This window comes from Vibrio aestuarianus (genome assembly GCF_012395185.1).
In the GTDB taxonomy this organism is placed as follows: Bacteria; Pseudomonadota; Gammaproteobacteria; order Enterobacterales; family Vibrionaceae; genus Vibrio; species Vibrio aestuarianus.
Window position 1 is genome coordinate 25,133 of sequence record NZ_JAAZTU010000009.1, and the last position, 19,634, is coordinate 44,766.

Sequence of the window (19,634 nt, forward strand, 5' to 3'; positions counted from 1 at the left end):
ATGGTATCACACTTAAATTATAGAAAAATGGTGATTAATTGCCTTTTTAAACGTTCTTTTATTGAAAATGACCTATTGTTGACATCTGCTTATTGCGCTGCGCTATAAGGTTCGCTCTTTCAAGATGTTCTTTGCTAGACGTCTAACATCTGATAAATATTCACCCAAATGGACTGATTAAGCGTATTTAATCCCTTGTGTTTTTCAATCGCCTTACAGTACCATGCAGAAAGTAACAATTTAGGGAGATGGACATGTTTTCAGGAAGTATCGTAGCGTTAATTACACCGTTTAATCATGATGGTGAGGTAGATTTTGTTAGTCTGAAAAAGCTTGTGGATTTCCACGTAGCGGCAGGAACAGATGCGATTGTTGCTGTAGGAACAACAGGTGAATCAGCCACGCTAACCGTTGAAGAGCATGTCAAGGTTGTCGCGAAAACTGTTGAGTTTTCTGAAGGTAGAATTCCTGTGATTGCGGGCACTGGTGCTAACGCAACGCATGAATCGGTTACTTTTAGTCGTTTGCTGAATAACATTGGTATTGCTGGGTGCTTAAGCGTTACTCCTTATTACAATAAACCCACTCAAGAAGGTTTGTTTCAGCACTATAAAGCGATTTCTCAAGAAACCGATATTCCACAAATTCTTTATAATGTACCGGGTCGAACGGCTGTTGATTTGCATCCAGAAACGGTTGCTCGCCTTGCGGAAATCAGTAACATCGTTGCACTAAAAGATGCAACAGGTGATTTAAGCCGAGTCGCATTACACCGAGAGCTCTGTGGTAACGACTTCGTTTTACTAAGTGGTGATGATGCTACCGGGTTAGAATTCGTGAAACTTGGTGGTCAAGGTGTGATTTCTGTTACGAATAACATTGCAGCCGAAGATATGGCTAAAATGATACATTTGGCGTTAGCTGGTAAATTTGACGAAGCGGAAATCATTAACCAACGATTGATGCCATTACACAAAGGTTTATTTGTTGAATCAAGCCCAATTCCAGTAAAATGGGCAGCGCATAAATTAGGATTGATCACAAATGGTGATCTACGTCTACCTTTGACAGAACTGTCTGAACAAGCGCGACCAACTGTTGCCCAAGCCATGACAGAAGCTTGTATCTATTAAAACTATTCAATATTGTGCCGAGGTATTTCTCCTCGGCAGTCTAGGAGTTTGAATGAAATTTACCCATCAGCTAGTTATCAGTTCACTAGCTGTTTTTGTTTTAAGCGCATGTTCTGGTGGAGCGTCTCAGCGCCGCCAAGCTAAAGATGATTTCGAATATTTAGAAACCCCAGCGCTGAAAGAATGGCAATTACCTCAAGGTGCAACACCACAGTTTTATCCTAATTATGAGATCCCTAATGGTGATTTTTCAGGAGGGGTTGGACCTATTGTTGATATTCGTCCGCCTCAACAGGTACTAGAGTTGATCCCCGGAGCTCGCGTTGAACGCCAAAATGGTGAAGTCACCTTATGGTTGATTAGGCAAGATGAAGCGAACAAGGTGTGGCAAACAGCACTTACCATGTTGGATGAACGAAATATTGGTATCGTTTCTCAAACTGATACCGTTTTAGAGACTGATTGGGTTAGTTGGACTTCTGAAGATGAAGTGGTTGAACTGGGTAGCCGTTATCTGATTTCACGTATCGAGGCGAATAACCGTTTTGGTTTTAAAATATCACTGATTGATTGGCGTGAAGATGGCAAAGAGCTCCCTGTCAGCATGACAAATAAAGAGCGCTATAATGTCTTTATGACCAATTTGGTGACTTCTCGCTATGACACTGACCTACGTGAAGAAGCGGCGCGTAAGGCTCAAGAGTTAGTGAAACAAATCCCAATCACTATGGGGACAGACCGTAGTGGTTTCCCTGTGATTATTGCGCGTACATCCTACGATGTACTGTGGCAACGTTTGCCTGCCTTATTGCCAAAGATGGGTTTTACATTAGAAGAGCGTAATCAGTCTCAAGGTACGATTAAAGCAAAATATGCAGCGTCTGATGATGCCTTCTGGGAAAAGGTAGGGGTTAAGCCGATCGAGCTCAAAGATGGCACTTACACTTTCTTATTTGGAGATTTAGGCAACCGAACTTCGATCAATATAACTAACTCCGCCGGTAAGCCGGTAGAGGAAGCGTTACTTAAAGATATGGTACCGATGCTGTCTGCTATTGTTGAGCAGCAGTAATATCAGGAAAAAATAAAGGGATGAAAGTCCCTTTATTTTTATTTTGAATCGGTTTTTTTGTCTTTATCCATCTCATTTAATTTGTCTAAATCGCTTTTTTTATCCATCTGGCCAAACTTCATTTTGGCGGTGTATTTTAGTGCTGCAATATTGCCGACAAAAACCGCTAAGATAACAATGCTTATAACCCAAGGGTTGGTGATAAATTCCATATTAGAACTCTGGTTGGCTGATATTAGTGATGTATTGATTGTAGACCTGAGTTAAGTGTGCTTGCACTGCCTGTTTACCCAAAAGAGGGGCTTGATCGAGTTGTTTGGCTAATTGTTCGCAAGTCAGTTGTTCAAGGCAGAGTTGAGCGGTAGTTTTATGGCTAATATGCCAAGGCTCACACGCTACGCCACCTTTATCTTGTTGGTAAGGAAAAAAGAAACCAAATTCAGCGAGGTGTACTGTCAACCATTGATAAAAATGAGCTTGATGACCTGTCAAATATTCCCAAGGTTCTAATTTTAGTGTCATTCCTGTAGGTAAGGCACTGCGATCAAAGACATCAAAGTCAGTTCCCCAGTGGTGGCGACTACCACCTGGTAATGCCGACCAGCGTAAAATCGCAAATATCTTTTGCACTTCAGTTAGTGAATCTAGATTTAGCGAGGTGCTGTCGTCACTCAATACTTCAGCTTGACCTGACATTTTACGATTCCATATGTTGAGCTGACGTTCAAAATCGCGAAAGCCACTGGCAATGTTAAAATTAAAACCCGCGTCATCGGCGGCTTGCTTGAGGGCAAGCAAATCTTGGCTCACCAGAGGGTGAACCAAGAACGCTTTTTGTCCAACCGTAACACTTTCAAGATGAGTATCGGTTTGTCCCGTTAGCTGTTTGGGGGTCATCGGTTAGGCCAATATATTTTCAAGTGTCTTTTGGTACATGTCGGTGAGTTTTTCAAGGTCGGCAACACTGACGCACTCGTTTACTTTATGAATAGTCGCATTTACAGGACCAAGCTCCACCACTTGCGCACCCATTTGAGCAATAAAGCGCCCATCAGATGTACCGCCAGTCGTTAGTAGCTCTGGTGTTTTGTGGTTAACTTCATCAACCGCTTTAACCACGGCATCAAGTAGAGTCCCTGCATCGGTTAAAAACGGTTGGCCACTAAGAGTCCACTCTAACTCGTAATCTAAACCGTGCGCGTCTAAGGTTGAATGTACGCGTCGTTTAATTTCTTGATCGGTTAATTCAGTGCTAAAGCGGAAGTTAAATTGCACATCAAACTCTCCTGGGATCACATTTGATGCCCCAGTTCCGGAATGTAAATTCGGTATTTGAAAGCTGGTGGGTGGGAAATAGGCGTTACCTTCATCCCATTTCGTTGCCGCGAGTTCCGCTAATGCTGGTAACGATTGGTGGATAGGGTTATTTGCTAAATGGGGATAAGCAACATGACCTTGCGTGCCTTTAATGCGCAAGTCTCCTGTAATCGATCCACGGCGACCGTTTTTGACCACATCACCCACGCTTAATGTACTTGAAGGTTCACCCACAATACACATGTCAATTTTTTCATTACGTGCCATTAATGTATCGACCACTCGTGTGGTGCCATTGATAAATGGACCTTCTTCATCGGATGTGATCAAAAAGGCAATTGAGCCTTGATGGTCTGGATATTGAGCAATAAAGCGCTCGACAGCCACAACCATGCAGGCCAAAGAACCTTTCATATCTGCAGCGCCACGACCATGTAGGTGACCATCAATGACAGTTGGTTCAAATGGTGGCGTTCGCCATTGAGTCAGAGGACCAGCAGGAACCACATCAGTGTGACCCGCGAAGGCAAACAGTGGTGATTGAGTCCCACGGCGTGCCCAGAAATTTGTCGTGTCTTCAAACACCATCATCTCTACGGTAAAACCGAGCGCTTGGAGGCGTTCAATCATTACCTCTTGGCAGCCGGCATCTTCGGGAGTCACTGACTTACGGCTAATGAGGTCTTTTGCGAGAGCCAGTACAGGGCTATCTGTCATCCTTGAAATCCTTGTATTAAGAAAAAATAGAAGCGTATTGTTCAGCTTTAAAGCCAATATAATATTGATTATCTACCATTAAAATGGGTCGTTTAATCATGGCAGGATTTTCAACTAATAAATCAACAGCCGTTTCTGCATTAAGAGCTTCCTTTTGCAAGGCCGATAGTTGACGGAACGTCGTACCACGTTTGTTCACAACCACTTCCCAGCCCAGTGCTTGGCAAAATTGGTTCACTAATTCAGGGGTGATCCCTTGCTTGCGATAATCGTGGAACTGATAATCAATGGTGGCGTTATCTAACCATTTTTTTGCTTTTTTTATGGTGTCGCAGTTTGGGATGCCATACATGATAATGGTCATAAAAATCCTTGTTGAGCGCGTTTATTTTTGTGTTTGCCAAATCCTATCAGGAAGCGCGTTACCTTACAAAATAGAGATGGTTTTATTTCATAGCTAAAAAAAATAGTGCTTCCATCGGTGACTATTGGACAGTTATTGATCGAACGCAACATTCTTTATGCGAAAAAAGAAATAATGAAGCTGCACAGTTATAGGAGGTGTCAATGGAATTGAGTCCTGTTTTTGCAAGGCGACTGTATTTAGCTTTGTTAGTAGAAAGCCTTGAAAGACCAAATGTACCCAAACTCATCGAGAAAACGGGCTGGCCTCGACGTACTATTCAAGATGTACTGAAAGCGCTGCCGGGGATAGGGATTGAACTGATGTTCGTTCAAGATGGGAGACGTCACAACGACGGTTACTATCAACTGTCCGATTGGGGGCCGTTTGATAGTCAATGGGTGTTAGATCGTCATAGTGATATTGCGATTAGCCTTGGATTTAGTGCATAAGCCAGCGTTTGCTGGCTTTTTCTTTGGTTTACTCTCAGGTTTAGTAGCAGCGGTAGACGCTACCGAACAGAGTTACAGATGTTTGAAAATGATGAGGAACCGCGACAAAGATGGTATCTCCTCCTAATTGATAGGCACGATTTTTTAAGTCAGAGATAGCACCTGCAATAAGGATATCGTTAGGATATAGCCATGAGCTGTACCACGATCCTTCAGTGCCAGTTGCCTCGCCCAGCCATTCACATTGAGTGGCATCAAATCCAGAATCCATTCTAATATGCACCTGTTGTGCGTTATCTAGTAATTGATGGTTAGGCGTTGTGCAACCAACAATAAATGCCGCGAGCAAGGTAATCAGTAATATTCTCATCATGCATCCTAGCGAATTATATAGATAATAAAACCGAGCCAGCTAATGATCAGCAACCCCCAAGGCAACCATTTGAATGGGCCATTGACGGTTTCTGGCATGTCGCGATTTGCTACGGTAGGCGCTGGCCCAATCGATAATGATGGTTTTCGCTGTTGTGCTTTCTTTTTGGCTTTGTCGATTTGGCGATGCTTTTCCTTGTGTTGTTTTTTATATAAAGCGATACCTTTCTCAATGCCTTGAGCGATTAACTTTGTTTGTTCTTTGGTTTGTCCTGGTTTTTGAGTGGCCAAAGCAACTTTCATCGCTTCTTGTTGAGTTTGTTCTGACGGTACAATTTTTTTATTATGCATAATAGAAATAGACAAAATGGACAGACAATTAGCGTAACATTCTCACGAGCATACTTCACGTTGACGACGTGATAAATATGCATTTGTGACGGGTGGGGGTCAGCCATGGAAGAGTTGTATACCCTTCCGACTTGAAGTTGCAGCGGTGTTGGTTACGCTCGCTCACCCCAATCACATAGTTTATCTATGCTCATAGGGATGAACTCACTTTCCGCCTACCTGCAACTTCAAGTGGCTTGGGTATAGAGTAGAGCCGGAATAAAAAGAAAATCAATAAACTCGCTATTTCAAATCCATACGTTAAAGTTTGGTGATTTTGATAGAAAGCAATTTTTTAAATCCTATTTTTGTAGAGTATAGTAGTGATGCGTTACGCGTTAGACCAGTATGACCAGCATGGCTTTTTGAGAGCGCCTAAATTTATTTGGCTTGGTTGGTTATTTTTAGCCAAAGCATGGGTTGTGTTTGTGGTCGCTGGGGCCAGTAGAGAAAGTGGCTCAAAAATTTTAGATATTGTTTACCCGGATCATTCGATGCTTTATCTAGGCTTAGCAATGGGTTTACCAAGTATCATCATGATGTGGTTGGTGGGGTTGCGTAGCCCAGAGCGAGCATGGGTTAATCAGATTGTTCGTCGTGGCAAACTCATAACGTTGGTTATGATCGTACTGCAGTTTACTCAAACGTTTTATCATATCTATTTAGAGCAGGGGCTCTTCAACTGGGCAAATGCTAGCACGTTGTTAATATTATTGTGGTTTGGTTTGTACCTTATTAATAGTAAAAGTGTGCGAGACTGTTTTTCGATTCCACCATTAGACAAGCAGTGATCAACATCAATATTAAACTCAACAACTGCATTACACTGAGCAAAAAATAAGTGAGGATTTCTTATGTCACAACCTCAAACAGCGATCTTGCCTGAAGCAGGTCCGTTTGCGCTGTATAGTCTTTTAAAAATTAACCAAAATCATGCTCAAGTTCTTTCTCAACTTAAGGCGCTACCGAGTTTGGTTGATGAAATTAATCAGAACCAACCTGAAGCGGCATTAACCATTTCAATTGCATTTACTAAAGCCTTTTGGCAAAACGTAAATCAAGCCATGCCAGAAGAGTTGGACGATTTCGCAGTACTTGGTGAAGGCGATACCGTGGCGCCTAGTACAGATGTTGATGTACTGATTCATTGCCATTCTCAGCGTCACGATCTGTTGTTTTATCTGTTACGTAAATTCATGACACCAATCGCTGATAGCGTTACGGTTGTCGATGAAACTTACGGCTTTCGTTATTTAGATTCCCGTGATATGACTGATTTCATTGATGGCACAGAAAATCCGAAAGATGAGAGACGCAAAGAAGTGGCCATTATTGAGCAAGGCGAATTGGCGGGTGGTAGTTATGTCATGCTGCAACGTTTTGTTCATCGTTTGCCTGCATGGAATCGTTTGAATGTTGCTGCACAAGAGAAAGTGATTGGGCGAACTAAAGCCGACTCAGTTGAACTTGATAATGTCCCTGCGGCTTCGCATGTTGGTCGAGTCGATCTTAAAGAAGAAGGCAAAGGCTTAAAAATTGTTCGTCATAGCTTGCCATACGGTAGTGTCAGTGGTGAGCACGGTTTATTGTTCATTGCTTATTGCAATACGCTGCATAACTTTAAGGCGATGTTAGACAGTATGTATGGAGTAGCGGATGGTAAAACCGATCAGCTGCTGCGTTTTACCCAGGCAGTGACAGGCGCTTACTTCTTCGCACCTTCTGCCGATATGTTGCAGAGTCTTGAGCTGAAATAAACTCATATGCTCTTTATTTAGCCTGTCTATTTATTTAGAAAACAGAGCCACAGGCTCTGTTTTTCCTTTCCTTTCGATTAAAGAAAACCATCACTTGTCCGATAAAGAAGTAATTCTATTTCTATTGCGGACTGACTATGGCCATTACGGTTAATACCAATGTTTCAGCACTTGTTGCACAGCGTCACTTGAGCTCAGCAAGCAACCTGTTGAATCAATCTCTGGAGCGTCTCGCTTCAGGGCAGCGTATTAATAGTGCAAAAGATGACGCTGCAGGCCTACAGATATCGAACCGCCTTGAATCTCAGATGCGTGGATTAGACGTTGCTGTACGTAATGCTAATGATGGTATTTCGATCATGCAGACCGCTGAAGGCGCAATGCAAGAAACTACTAATTTGTTGCAACGCATGCGTGATCTCTCTTTGCAATCGGCCAATGGCGCAAATAGTAAAGCAGACAGACAAGCTTTACAGGAGGAAATGGGCGCTTTGAATGATGAATTGAACCGAATAGCTGAAACCACCTCTTTTGGTGGGCGAAAGTTGCTCAATGGTTCATTTGGTCAATCGGCATTTCAAATTGGTGCAAGCTCAGGTGAAGCGGTTCAAGTCTCTTTGAAAAATCTGCGTTCCGATGGAATTGAGATGGGGGGCTTTAGTTATATTGCCACTGCTAAGGCTGATAGTGATTGGAAAGTGACCCAAGGTAATAACCAACTGGTGGTGAGTTATACCGATGCACAAGGTAAGCAAGAAAGTATTCAAATTAAGGCCAATGTGGGTGACGACATTGAAGAGCTTGCCACATATATCAACGGTCAAACTGATAGCGTATCGGCATCGGTTAATGAAGAAGGGCAGTTGCAAGTTTTCATGGCTGGAAAAGAAACAGCAGGAACCATTGAATTCAAGGGAAGCCTAGCCAACCAGTTGCAACTGAACCTAACCGGGTATGAAACGGTTAATAATCTGAATATTTCTGATGTGGGCGGTGCTCAGAGAGCAGTCTCCGTGATAGACACTGCACTGCAGTACGTCGATAGCCATCGTGCGGAATTAGGAGCGTTACAAAATCGTTTTGGCCACGCCATTAATAACCTTGATAACGTGCATGAAAATCTGGCTTCATCTAATAGTCGCATTAAAGATGCCGACTATGCGAAAGAAACAACGCAAATGATAAAGCAGCAAATTCTTCAGCAAGTCAGTACATCTATTCTCGCTCAGGCTAAAAAACAGCCGAACCTAGCGCTCACCTTGCTTAGCTAAAGATAAAAAAGAAAGCTTTATCGACATTCCATCTTAAAGCTTTAGCAAAAAAATGTACTTTTCCGCATTTTTTTGTCTTTTCGTCACATTTAGCTCTTCAACGGTGTTTTTTTTCAAAAAAACAAAAAAATTACTCAAGGTTTGGAAAATAGCGCCGTTATTAATAGTAACTTTGAGAGAACTACTTGGTTTTCCGAATTATCGGAAACCGGAACTATCGGAAAATCAATTGGAGTAATTACCATGGCAGTAAATGTAAATACCAACGTATCAGCAATGACAGCACAGCGTTACCTAAACAGCGCTAGCAATGCACAACAAACATCAATGGAACGTCTATCTTCTGGCTTTAAAATCAACAGCGCGAAAGATGATGCTGCGGGCCTACAGATTTCGAACCGCTTGAATGTACAAAGTCGCGGTCTTGATGTAGCAGTACGCAATGCGAATGACGGTATTTCTATTGCACAAACTGCTGAAGGTGCAATGAATGAAACCACTAACATTCTGCAACGTATGCGTGACTTGTCACTACAATCAGCAAACGGCTCAAACTCGAAATCTGAACGTGTTGCGATTCAGGAAGAAGTAACAGCGCTAAACGATGAATTAAACCGTATCGCAGAAACTACTTCTTTTGGTGGTAACAAGCTACTAAACGGTACATTTGCAACCAAATCGTTCCAAATTGGTGCCGATAACGGTGAAGCTGTGATGCTGACGCTAAACAATATGCGCAGTGATGACCAAGCTATGGGTGGTGCAAGCTTTATTGCTGCGAATGGTAAAGATAAAGACTGGTCTGTAGACGCGACGTCAGGCAACGATATCAGTATTGCTTTAACTGACTCTGCAGGTGTTGCGCAAACTATTAATATCGTAGCAAAAGAAGGTGATGATATTGAACAGTTGGCGACTTACATCAATGGTCAAACCGATATGGTTAAAGCCTCTGTTGATGAAGACGGTAAACTGCAAGTTTTCGCTGATGGCAATGACATTGACACTTCAACGGTTGCATTTAGTGGTGCTCTAGCTACTGATATCGGTTTAACTGGAGCGACCGCGACAGCGGTAACGGTGAACAGCATTGATGTAACAACGGTTGGTGGATCACAAGAGTCAGTTGCGATTCTAGATGCAGCGCTAAAAAATGTGGATAGTCACCGCGCAGAGTTAGGTGCTTTCCAAAACCGTTTCAACCACGCAATCAATAACTTGGATAACATTAACGAGAATGTTAATGCCTCTAAGAGCCGAATCAAAGATACTGACTTTGCGAAAGAAACAACAGCACTAACTAAGTCGCAAATTCTATCACAAGCATCAAGCTCTGTATTGGCACAAGCAAAACAAGCGCCACAAGCAGCCCTAAGCCTACTAGGCTAATAAATAGAGATTTACGCTCTTGGTATAGAATGTTCACCTAATAAAAATCCAGCTTCGGCTGGATTTTTTGCGCTAGTCGCACATGTCAATTAATGCCAGTTAGAATTACCCTAGTTTTACGATATTTAGGATGCGGATCACACTTCAATATCGAATGGAATTAATTTTAAAAAAATGCCGATTTTTTTCTAAAGGATATAAATTTCTCGCCGTTAAAGGATACGAGAGAAATGAGATGTACCGAAGTGAGGTGAGAGACACTGAGGTACATCAACACAATGCCTAAGGAGATCAACATGGCAATTAATGTAAGCACCAATGTGTCTGCAATGACCGCACAGCGCTATCTTAATAGTGCTGCTGACGGAACGCAGAAATCGATGGAGCGTCTATCATCCGGCTATAAAATCAATAGTGCACGTGATGATGCGGCGGGTCTGCAAATTTCTAATCGTTTAACCGCACAAAGCCGTGGCCTTGATATGGCGGTAAAAAACGCTAATGATGGTATTTCTATTGCACAGACAGCGGAAGGTGCAATGAACGAAACAACCAACATCTTGCAACGTATGCGCGATCTATCGCTACAATCATCAAACGGTTCTAACTCTCGCTCTGAGCGTCAAGCGATTCAGGAAGAGGTATCTGCGTTAAATGATGAGCTAAATCGTATTGCAGAAACGACCTCATTTGGTGGTAATAAACTGCTTAACGGCTCATTTGGTGATAAATCCTTCCAAATCGGTGCGGATTCTGGTGAAGCGGTGATGCTTTCTATGGGTAACATGCGCTCTGATACCGCAGAGATGGGGGGGAAAAGTTATGTTGCTGTAACAGGCCAAGCGCCAGACTGGAAAGTGAGCACGGCGACCAACTTGACACTCGACTATACTGATCAACAAGGTGTGGCTCGTAACGTCAGCATTGATGCTAAAGTTGGTGATGATTTAGAAGAAGTAGCGACTTACATTAACGGCCAAAATGGTGATATCAAAGCTTCTGTTGGAGAAGAAGGCAAACTGCAATTATTTGCTTCAACGCAAAAAGTAACTGGTGATGTGACGATTGGTGGTGACCTAGGTACTGAGATCGGCTTTGGTGCAGGACAAGACGTGACAGTGAAAGACATCGATGTCACCACAGTTGGCGGTTCGCAACAAGCTGTAGCATTGATTGATGGGGCATTGAAGGCGGTTGATAGCCAACGTGCTTCTTTAGGTGCGTTCCAAAACCGTTTCGGTCATGCGATCAGCAACCTTGATAATATTAATGAAAATGTTAACGCCTCTCGTAGCCGTATCAGAGATACAGACTACGCGCGCGAAACAACCCAAATGACGAAGTCGCAAATTCTACAACAAGCGAGTACTTCGGTTTTGGCACAGGCGAAGCAGTCACCATCTGCAGCTCTTAGTCTGTTGGGTTAACCCAATGATTAAATGGAGCTTAGTAGGAATGTAGTGCTTGCACTGCTAACCTATGAGGTGGAAGGGAGATTGTTATGGAAATACCATCCTACACATCGAACATCCAGCCTTACGGCTCACAAAGTGGCATTAAATTTGCTTCAGAAAACGATGGTGCAACACGCACTTCTTCGCAAAGAAATGAGGTTAATCGTTCTGAGCAGCTAAGGGAAAGGCAAAACCAATCGGTTGAGGCTGTCATCGAGCTAGCAAAACAGCGAGAGCAGACCAACAAAGCGGAAAGAGCCAAAATGATGGAGCAGATGAATGATTTTATCTCTTCTATCAATAAGGACTTAGCGTTTAGGGTCGATGAAGAATCAGGTCGGGATGTGGTAACGATTTATGAAGCCAGTACTGGTGATATCATTCGCCAGATCCCGAACGAAGAAATGTTAGAGGTGTTGCGACGCCTTGCTAGACAAAGAGACCACAATTCTGGTCTGTTGGTTACCAAGGTGTAATCGTATTTTTTGAGGTGAATTAATGAGTCTAGGCCCGATGGGTATGAATACTGGCATGGATATCAATTCCTTGGTCAGCAAAATTGTTAATGCGGAGCGCGTACCTAAGCAGCAACGTATCGACAATGAGCTTGGCCAAATTGATGCCAGTATTAGTGCCTATGGCCGACTCAAAGAGTCGCTGGATACGATGAAAAATCTAATGACGAATTTTCGTCAGGAGAAAGCTTTTGCTCTGCGAAAAGTGGATACGACTGATGAAAATATCGTCTCAGCGACAGCAACAACGGATGCCATTGCCGGGAAATATGCTATCGATGTGTTGCAGCTTGCCCAGAGTCATAAAGTAGCGTCGGATGTATTAGACAAAGACGCAAAATTTGGCCCTGGTAAGCTGCAGATTTCGCTTGGTAACAAGAAATTTGATATTGATGTCCAAGCCAATTCTAAGCTGATTGATATTGTACGCGGCATCAATGGTAGTAAAACCAACCCGGGTGTTAGAGCGGCGATTATTAACGATGTCGAAGGCCCACGCCTGATTGTCGCTTCCAATCTCTCTGGTAAAGATAATGCCATTAAAATTAATGCGCAGTCAGAAACTGGCAACCCTCTTAAAAACCTAGAATATAAAACGCTTGAAGAGCGGGTCAAAGATCTCGAAAAAGCCCGTTCAGTCGCACAACAAATAATTTCCCCATTAACACCAGCCCAGCAAAAAATCGCGGCCAGAGTTGCGGAAAAAATTGGTGAAGCCGCACGTGAAGTTGACCAAAGTATGGTCAATGAGGTGCAGCAGGCGGCGGGTATTGCCGATGATAGTGTAGGCGAGCTGCCTGATAGCGCGGTAAAAACAGCCGCTGCGGTGGGTGTGGCAGCTAATAAATATCTCAAACCTTCCGAACGCATCCCTGGCTGGACAGAAACTGCGTCTGGTACTTTGCTTGACTCTTATTACGAACCGGAACCAGAGCTCGACGCGAAAGCGTTAGAGAAGTCTGCAGATGTTCCTGGTTGGAGTAATACTGCCTCTGGCACTTTAGTTGACTCTTACGTTACTCCTAAAGAAGCACAAGCAAAGCTTGAGCAACAACTTGCCGCTGAAAAGTCGGCCATCGCAAAGGCGATTCAAAGTGGAGAGATTTCCCCCGAACAAGCTAAACAAATGGAGCGCGCCAAGCTTGAGCCAGAAGAGCGTGCTTATTTAGAAAAAGTCGACCAAGCAGAAGCAGACCTAAAAGCGGCGCAAGATTCTTTTGATGCTTATCAAGGCATGATTCAGGTACAAGCTAACCAAGACTCGATGGTGGTTTTAGATGGTGTTGCTACGCTTTCGAGCAACAACAATGTTATCGAAGATGCGATTGAAGGAGTCGATCTCACCCTGAAAGGCAAAAGCCCTCAAGGAAAAGCACCCGCTGAAATTGGTGTAGAATATGATCGTCAGAGTGTACGTAATGATATAGAGCAATTTGTTGCAGCGTATAATCAGTTTCATCAAGTATCGCAGGACCTTGCTGGTGTAGACCCAAGAACAGGGCAAGCGGGTCCATTAGCGGGTGACAGTATTGTTCGGAGTGCTGATTCGCGGCTTCGAACTGTTTTTTCAACGAAAATAGATCAAGCACCTGAAGAGATAAAAAGTCTAACCGAGTTTGGGATTACGACCACCCGCCAAGGTACCCTCGAAATTAACTACAGCATGTTAGATCGTCAGCTCAATAATAACTTCAACAAGTTAGGTGATTTCTTTGGTGGCAATCAAGGTTTTGCTAAACGTGTTGAGGATGCTATACAAAGCATGACGGGAGTGACTGGCTCAATAAGAACTCGTGAAAAAAGTTTGGTAGAACGTAATTACCGTATCGCGGATGACCAAGCGGCACTTGATCGCCGCATGGACAGTTTAGAGAAGCGAACGCATTCCAAGTTTAGTGCGATGCAAGATGCAACAAGTAAAATGCAGAATCAACTGGCTGGTATGATGAATGCGTTAGGTGGTTGATATGGAGCAGTTACTACTCACACTAAGTGATCTAGATCACCAAATCAAAGCAATACTTGCAATTGAAGAAATAAATACTGAAGAAATTAATCATCTCGTCGATAAAAGGGAACGAATATTGCAAAACTTACTGATGTACGCGTCAGAAAATCCACAGTTTGCAAATTCGGCGCAATGGCATAATGCTATTGATGAGACCAAACACCTTGTTGAACTGATGCAGTCAAAAACGGTAGAAATCGGTAAAACGCTTCAAAAATACCGACACGGTAATAAATCCGTTCAGCAATACAAAAAGTTTTTATAAGAGGAAGACTATGCGTGGTTCTTTACAGGCTTACAAAAAGGTATCAGTGGATAGCCAGCTCAGTGCGGCCTCCCCGCATAAAGTCGTACAGATGTTAATGGCGGGTGCGATTGAGCGTCTTATTCAAGCTAAGGCCGCTATGCTGCAAGGTAACATTCCCGTGAAAGGTGAGCGTCTAGGTAAAGCGTTGGACATCATCATTAGCTTACGTAGCTGTTTGTCGATGAGCGATGGTGGTGATATTGCCTCAAATCTCGATCAACTTTATGAATTTATGATCACGCAGATCACAGAAGCGAATCATCTCAATGATCCACAGCCTTTAGATGATGTGATAGATATTATTCGTGAAATAAAATCAGCATGGGATCAGATTCCTGCTGAGTACCACAATCTCACCGCTTCGGAAGTAGGGTTATAAAACTTTAAAGAGTTATTTTTAAAAGTTTTAACTGATGTCACAGCAACTCATTGCTTGGTTGCCTTATTTTTTTTATTCCATAGAATAGAAGCCATTACTAGCTTAATGGCTTTTTTTGTTGCTGAATACCACGTATTGTCTATTGTTTAATCAAGTGTTTATGGAAAAACAAAGCTTGGTAACCATTTTCATGAGTGCGGTGACAATTTCTCTGATTTAAGGCAAATATTCTCACCTATGCAAGGTTTAGCAAAACTGCTTGTGATAGAAGACGATCCTCAGATCCGTCTTAATCTAAGTAACATTTTAGAATTTGTTGGAGAGCACTGCGAGGCGATCGAGTCTTCCCAAATCAATGATAATGATTGCTCAGGATTATGGGCAGGATGCATCATTGGATCGCTGAAAGGTGGAACGTTAACTAATGAGATGCTTCAATGGTTAACTAAAGCTAATCATATTCCATTATTAATGGCTGCCAAACAGCCCTATTCGTTAGAAGAATTTCCTCAGTATGTTGGTGAGTTAGAGTTTCCTCTTAATTATCCACAGCTCAGTGAGGCACTACGCCATTGCAAAGAATTTTTAGGACGTAAAGGCATCCAAGTGCCATCGACCTCTCGTAAAAACACCTTGTTTCGCAGCCTTGTTGGGCAAAGCCATGGCATTCAAGAAGTGCGCCATTTGATTGAGCAAGTTTCTGGTACTGAAGCAAACGTATTGATTCTTGGTGAGTCTGGCACGGGTAAAGAAGTGGTTGCGCGTAATATTCATTATCATTCAACGCGTCGTAATGGTCCATTTGTACCGATTAACTGTGGTGCTATTCCTGCGGACTTATTAGAAAGCGAACTGTTTGGCCATGAAAAAGGTGCTTTCACTGGCGCGATTACAGCTCGTAAAGGGCGTTTTGAACTTGCAGAAGGCGGAACGCTATTCCTAGATGAAATTGGCGATATGCCAATGCCGATGCAGGTGAAATTACTTCGAGTACTACAAGAACGCTGCTTTGAGCGAGTGGGCGGTAACGCTACCATCAAAGTCAACGTTCGCGTTGTCGCTGCAACGCATCGTAATCTTGACAGTATGATTGATGATCAGTCTTTCCGTGAAGATCTCTACTATCGATTGAATGTCTTTCCGATTGAAATGCCAGCACTTAAAGAGCGTAAAGACGATATACCTCTACTACTACAAGAATTAATGACACGTATGGAAGCTGAAGGCGGGCAACCTATTTGCTTTACACCTCGAGCTATCAATTCACTGATGGAGCATGATTGGCCAGGTAATGTGCGTGAGTTGGCAAACTTAGTCGAGCGTATGATCATCCTTTACCCAAATAGTCTGGTAGACGTTAATCATTTGCCGACCAAATATCGTTACAGTGATATTCCAGAGTTTCAACCTGAGCATAGCTCGTATGGATCAATAGAAGAGCAAGAGCGTGATGTACTAGCTGGTATCTTTTCTGAAGACTTCAATTTTGGTGATGCACAAGATTTACATGAAAATCTTAATGCTCCTCAATCGTTGCCACCGGAAGGTGTAAATTTGAAAGAGTTGCTGGCTGATCTTGAGGTCAATATGATCAACCAAGCCCTTGAAGCTCAAGCCGGTGTCGTTGCTCGTGCAGCCGATATGCTAGGTATGCGTCGTACCACTTTAGTTGAGAAAATGCGCAAGTATAATATGCAACGTTAATAGAGCTAAAGGTAAAACTAAACTTTAGTCAATATATTGGCGATCAGTTAATGCATTGATTTTTAATGAAAATAGCCTGGCATGTATTTTGCGTGTTAGGCTATTGTTGTTTTATAGGCAGAATATCGACATGCAGGCACCTGAAATTCCAGTTAATCAATCTCACTTGGATTCTTTAGAAGACCAAGTTGAACGTTATAAGCAGGTTCTTGATGTGATGCCTGCCGGTGTGATTTTGTTGGATACGCAAGGTGTGGTGCGGGAAGCTAACCCAGAAGCGCAACGCATATTACAAGTTCCACTGTCTGGCGAAAAATGGTATTCGATCATCCAAAGTGCGTTTGCACCAAAGGAAGATGATGGCCATGAAATATCGTTACGTAATGGCCGTAAAGTTAGGTTAGCGATTTCCGCCTCAACAACGGGACAACTGATATTAATTACTGATCTGACCGAAACGCGTTTATTGCAATCACGAATCAGCGATTTACAGCGTTTATCTTCTCTTGGGCGAATGGTGGCATCATTAGCCCACCAGGTGCGAACACCATTATCCAGTGCCATGCTTTATGCCTCAAATTTAGGTGCGCCTAATCTACCAACCGCTACAAGAGAGCGTTTTCAGTCTAAGCTAGTAGACAGGCTTCATGACTTAGAAAAACAAGTTAATGATATGCTGTTGTTTGCAAAAGGTGGCGATAACAAGGTTATCAAGCCTTTTAGTATTGATGAATTAGTTAGCGAATTTGCACCGATGATTGAAACCGCATTGAAAAATAATGCGATTGATTATCACCAAGAAGTCGAACAAGACGAAACCGTGGTGCTTGGTAATGCCAACGCCATTGCATCAGCGCTTAGTAATTTGGTGATGAATGCTATCCAAATCTCGGGTAAAGCATCGCAAATTGATGTGTTTTTTCGTCCCGTTAATGGTGAACTACGAATTTCAGTTCAAGATAATGGCCCCGGTGTGCCAGCTGAGCTGCAAAGTAAAATTATGGAACCGTTTTTTACCACACGTTCACAAGGAACGGGCTTAGGGCTGGCGGTTGTGCAGATGGTCTGTCGAGCTCATGATGGCCGATTAGAATTAATTTCTGAAGAAGGGGATGGTGCCTGCTTTACCATGTGCATCCCATTAAAGAGAGACGCCTCTTCTTCACAAACAGAGACTGGAGAATGATGATGGCTCAAAGCAAAGTCTTAATCGTTGAAGATGATGAAGGTCTACGCGAAGCATTAGTAGATACGCTGGCGCTGGCAGGTTATGAATGGCTAGAAGCCGATTGTGCTGAAGATGCGTTGATTAAACTGAAATCAAACCCCGTTGATATTGTTGTCTCTGATGTACAGATGGCCGGCATGGGAGGGTTAGCACTATTGCGAAATATCAAGCAGCATTGGCCTAACTTACCCGTACTGCTAATGACCGCCTACGCCAATATCGAAGATGCTGTTTCAGCGATGAAGGAAGGCGCCATCGACTATATGGCCAAGCCTTTTGCCCCGGAAGTGTTACTCAATATGGTCAGTCGCTACGCTCCAGTTAAATCGGATGATAATGGCGATGCGGTCGTTGCTGATGAAAAAAGCCTGCGTTTACTTGCTCTGGCAGACAAAGTGGCTAAAACCGATGCCAATGTGATGATCCTTGGTCCTAGTGGTTCGGGAAAAGAGGTGATGTCTCGCTATATCCACAATGCTTCATCACGAAAAGATGGTCCATTTGTTGCTATCAACTGCGCCGCGATTCCTGACAATATGTTAGAAGCTACCTTATTCGGTTATGAAAAAGGTGCATTTACTGGGGCGGTTCAAGCGTGTCCAGGTAAGTTTGAGCAAGCACAAGGCGGAACCATTTTACTTGATGAGATCAGTGAAATGGATTTAAACCTGCAAGCTAAATTACTGCGCGTACTACAAGAGCGCGAAGTCGAACGTCTTGGTGGTCGTAAAAGCATTAAATTAGACGTAAGGGTCTTAGCCACTAGTAACCGTGACCTAAAACAGTATGTACAAGAAGGGAATTTTCGCGATGATCTATACTATCGTTTGAACGTTTTTCCTATTTCTTGGCCGGCGCTGCGTGATAGAAAAGGTGATATAGAACCTTTAGCCAATCATTTGGTTGAGCGTCATTGTACAAAATTAGGTTTACCAGTGCCTAATATTGCTCCTGAAGCTATCGCTAAACTATTGAGTTACACTTGGCCTGGTAATGTCCGAGAACTGGATAATGTAGTCCAGCGAGCACTCATCCTTAGTGAGCAAAGTCATATTTCTGGCGAGCATATATTGCTTGAAGGCGTTGATTGGCAAGATGCGAGTAGCTTGCAGCAAATGGTGGAAAACACCGAGCTAGCAACACCGGATATTATGCCTATCGCCCAAGCTGAACCAAACAAATTATCCACCACCAATGGTGCTGCATTGGGTGATGAACTTCGAGACCAAGAATATACCATCATCATGGAAACCTTGGTTGAGTGCCAAGGACGTCGCAAAGAGATGGCGGAAAAATTAGGCGTTAGCCCACGTACATTGCGTTATAAATTAGCCAAAATGCGCGATGCAGGGATTGAAATTCCCAATTAGGTTAAACATTGGTGATGGCATATAAATTGCTCTATCCCTTTTATTCGGACATTGGTCAAAGATTTGGCGTTAGAGGTAGCAATGAGACTTGATGGTTTACACAGTGAAATGCAAACGATGATGTTGGAAGCAACCAATGCTCGTCCGGCAGCGACAGGTCAAAGTGTCAGTTCTGATTTTGGCGATATGCTGTCTAATGCGATTAACAATGTGAACGGTTTGCAAAAGGCATCAGGTAATTTGCAAACGCGCTTTGATCGTGGGGATGAAGATGTCTCATTATCGGATGTCATGATTGCACGCAACAAATCCAGCGTGGCCTTTGAAGCAACAATACAAGTGAGAAACAAACTTGTTGAAGCTTACAAAGAACTCATGAACATGCCTGTATAAATT

General features: G+C 43.0%; 22 protein-coding genes. 16 read left to right on the forward strand and 6 right to left on the reverse strand.

The genetic code is table 11. The features are described from left to right. Positions 1 to 254: 254 nt before the first annotated feature. Complete coding sequence (dapA, locus tag HGG78_RS05930; protein ID WP_172532317.1) at positions 255 to 1,133, forward strand: 4-hydroxy-tetrahydrodipicolinate synthase; 879 nt, start codon at positions 255 to 257, stop codon at positions 1,131 to 1,133. 52 nt (positions 1,134 to 1,185) lie between these two features. Further along, a complete protein-coding gene (gene bamC, locus HGG78_RS05935; RefSeq protein ID WP_172532318.1) occupies positions 1,186 to 2,205 on the forward strand; it encodes an outer membrane protein assembly factor BamC in 1,020 nt (339 codons plus the stop codon). A 38-nt stretch (positions 2,206 to 2,243) separates the two neighbouring features. Here bamC and HGG78_RS05940 read toward each other — a convergent pair whose 3' ends face one another. From HGG78_RS05940 to HGG78_RS05955, 4 genes are read right to left on the reverse strand one after another with little or no spacing between them, the layout of a single operon-like run. Next, the gene (locus HGG78_RS05940; RefSeq protein WP_080996419.1) at positions 2,244 to 2,417 is read right to left on the reverse strand and encodes a DUF2897 family protein; all 174 of its coding nucleotides are present in this window, start codon (positions 2,415 to 2,417) and stop codon (positions 2,244 to 2,246) included. Between the two features lies 1 nt (position 2,418). After that, positions 2,419 to 3,102, reverse strand: coding sequence for a M15 family metallopeptidase (locus HGG78_RS05945; protein WP_172532319.1), 684 nt, complete (start codon positions 3,100 to 3,102; stop codon positions 2,419 to 2,421). 3 nt (positions 3,103 to 3,105) lie between these two features. Further along, on the reverse strand, positions 3,106 to 4,239 hold the full coding sequence (gene dapE / locus HGG78_RS05950; protein WP_053311877.1) for a succinyl-diaminopimelate desuccinylase: 1,134 nt from the start codon (positions 4,237 to 4,239) through the stop codon (positions 3,106 to 3,108). Between the two features lie 16 nt (positions 4,240 to 4,255). Continuing rightward, complete coding sequence (locus HGG78_RS05955) at positions 4,256 to 4,603, reverse strand: ArsC family reductase (RefSeq protein WP_053311876.1); 348 nt, start codon at positions 4,601 to 4,603, stop codon at positions 4,256 to 4,258. Positions 4,604 to 4,806: 203 nt separating this feature from the next. On the opposite strand from HGG78_RS05955, the gene HGG78_RS05960 reads away from it, so the two are divergent. Beyond that, positions 4,807 to 5,094, forward strand: coding sequence for a winged helix-turn-helix domain-containing protein (locus HGG78_RS05960; RefSeq protein WP_053311875.1), 288 nt, complete (start codon positions 4,807 to 4,809; stop codon positions 5,092 to 5,094). Between the two features lie 40 nt (positions 5,095 to 5,134). Here HGG78_RS05960 and HGG78_RS05965 read toward each other — a convergent pair whose 3' ends face one another. Further along, positions 5,135 to 5,467, reverse strand: a complete 333-nt coding sequence (locus tag HGG78_RS05965) for a DUF4156 domain-containing protein (RefSeq protein WP_309221707.1) — start codon at positions 5,465 to 5,467, stop codon at positions 5,135 to 5,137. 5 nt (positions 5,468 to 5,472) lie between these two features. Further along, on the reverse strand, positions 5,473 to 5,817 hold the full coding sequence (locus HGG78_RS05970) for a DUF2956 domain-containing protein (protein WP_172532320.1): 345 nt from the start codon (positions 5,815 to 5,817) through the stop codon (positions 5,473 to 5,475). A gap of 365 nt (positions 5,818 to 6,182) precedes the next feature. On the opposite strand from HGG78_RS05970, the gene HGG78_RS05975 reads away from it, so the two are divergent. The 13 genes from HGG78_RS05975 to fliE all read left to right on the forward strand — a co-directional run bounded on the left by HGG78_RS05975 (position 6,183) and on the right by fliE (position 19,631). Beyond that, positions 6,183 to 6,647: a DUF2919 domain-containing protein gene (locus HGG78_RS05975; protein ID WP_053311872.1), complete on the forward strand. Its 465-nt coding sequence runs from the start codon at positions 6,183 to 6,185 to the stop codon at positions 6,645 to 6,647. Between the two features lie 63 nt (positions 6,648 to 6,710). Beyond that, positions 6,711 to 7,613 (forward strand): Dyp-type peroxidase, encoded by a 903-nt coding sequence (locus HGG78_RS05980; RefSeq protein ID WP_171980665.1) that lies wholly within the window; start codon positions 6,711 to 6,713, stop codon positions 7,611 to 7,613. 137 nt (positions 7,614 to 7,750) lie between these two features. Beyond that, positions 7,751 to 8,884 carry a flagellin gene (locus tag HGG78_RS05985; RefSeq protein ID WP_172532321.1) on the forward strand — a complete coding sequence of 378 codons (1,134 nt, stop codon included), beginning with the start codon at positions 7,751 to 7,753 and terminating at the stop codon, positions 8,882 to 8,884. Positions 8,885 to 9,127: 243 nt separating this feature from the next. Beyond that, the gene (locus HGG78_RS05990) at positions 9,128 to 10,273 is read left to right on the forward strand and encodes a flagellin (protein WP_172532322.1); all 1,146 of its coding nucleotides are present in this window, start codon (positions 9,128 to 9,130) and stop codon (positions 10,271 to 10,273) included. 296 nt (positions 10,274 to 10,569) lie between these two features. Continuing rightward, the gene (locus HGG78_RS05995) at positions 10,570 to 11,700 is read left to right on the forward strand and encodes a flagellin (protein ID WP_168780574.1); all 1,131 of its coding nucleotides are present in this window, start codon (positions 10,570 to 10,572) and stop codon (positions 11,698 to 11,700) included. Positions 11,701 to 11,774: 74 nt separating this feature from the next. Beyond that, on the forward strand, positions 11,775 to 12,203 hold the full coding sequence (gene flaG, locus HGG78_RS06000; RefSeq protein ID WP_168521433.1) for a flagellar protein FlaG: 429 nt from the start codon (positions 11,775 to 11,777) through the stop codon (positions 12,201 to 12,203). A gap of 22 nt (positions 12,204 to 12,225) precedes the next feature. Then, a complete protein-coding gene (gene fliD / locus HGG78_RS06005; RefSeq protein ID WP_172532323.1) occupies positions 12,226 to 14,208 on the forward strand; it encodes a flagellar filament capping protein FliD in 1,983 nt (660 codons plus the stop codon). Between the two features lies 1 nt (position 14,209). Beyond that, entirely contained in the window at positions 14,210 to 14,515 is a 306-nt protein-coding gene (gene fliT, locus HGG78_RS06010; RefSeq protein ID WP_053311865.1) for a flagellar protein FliT, read from the forward strand. A gap of 10 nt (positions 14,516 to 14,525) precedes the next feature. Continuing rightward, on the forward strand, positions 14,526 to 14,936 hold the full coding sequence (fliS, locus tag HGG78_RS06015; protein WP_053311864.1) for a flagellar export chaperone FliS: 411 nt from the start codon (positions 14,526 to 14,528) through the stop codon (positions 14,934 to 14,936). A 237-nt stretch (positions 14,937 to 15,173) separates the two neighbouring features. After that, entirely contained in the window at positions 15,174 to 16,640 is a 1,467-nt protein-coding gene (locus HGG78_RS06020; protein WP_171980669.1) for a sigma-54 dependent transcriptional regulator, read from the forward strand. Positions 16,641 to 16,770: 130 nt separating this feature from the next. Beyond that, a complete protein-coding gene (locus HGG78_RS06025) occupies positions 16,771 to 17,826 on the forward strand; it encodes a sensor histidine kinase (protein ID WP_053311862.1) in 1,056 nt (351 codons plus the stop codon). A gap of 2 nt (positions 17,827 to 17,828) precedes the next feature. Next, on the forward strand, positions 17,829 to 19,238 hold the full coding sequence (locus HGG78_RS06030) for a sigma-54-dependent transcriptional regulator (RefSeq protein ID WP_171980674.1): 1,410 nt from the start codon (positions 17,829 to 17,831) through the stop codon (positions 19,236 to 19,238). An 81-nt stretch (positions 19,239 to 19,319) separates the two neighbouring features. Next, entirely contained in the window at positions 19,320 to 19,631 is a 312-nt protein-coding gene (fliE, locus tag HGG78_RS06035; protein WP_053311860.1) for a flagellar hook-basal body complex protein FliE, read from the forward strand. The last annotated feature ends 3 nt before the right edge of the window (positions 19,632 to 19,634 follow it).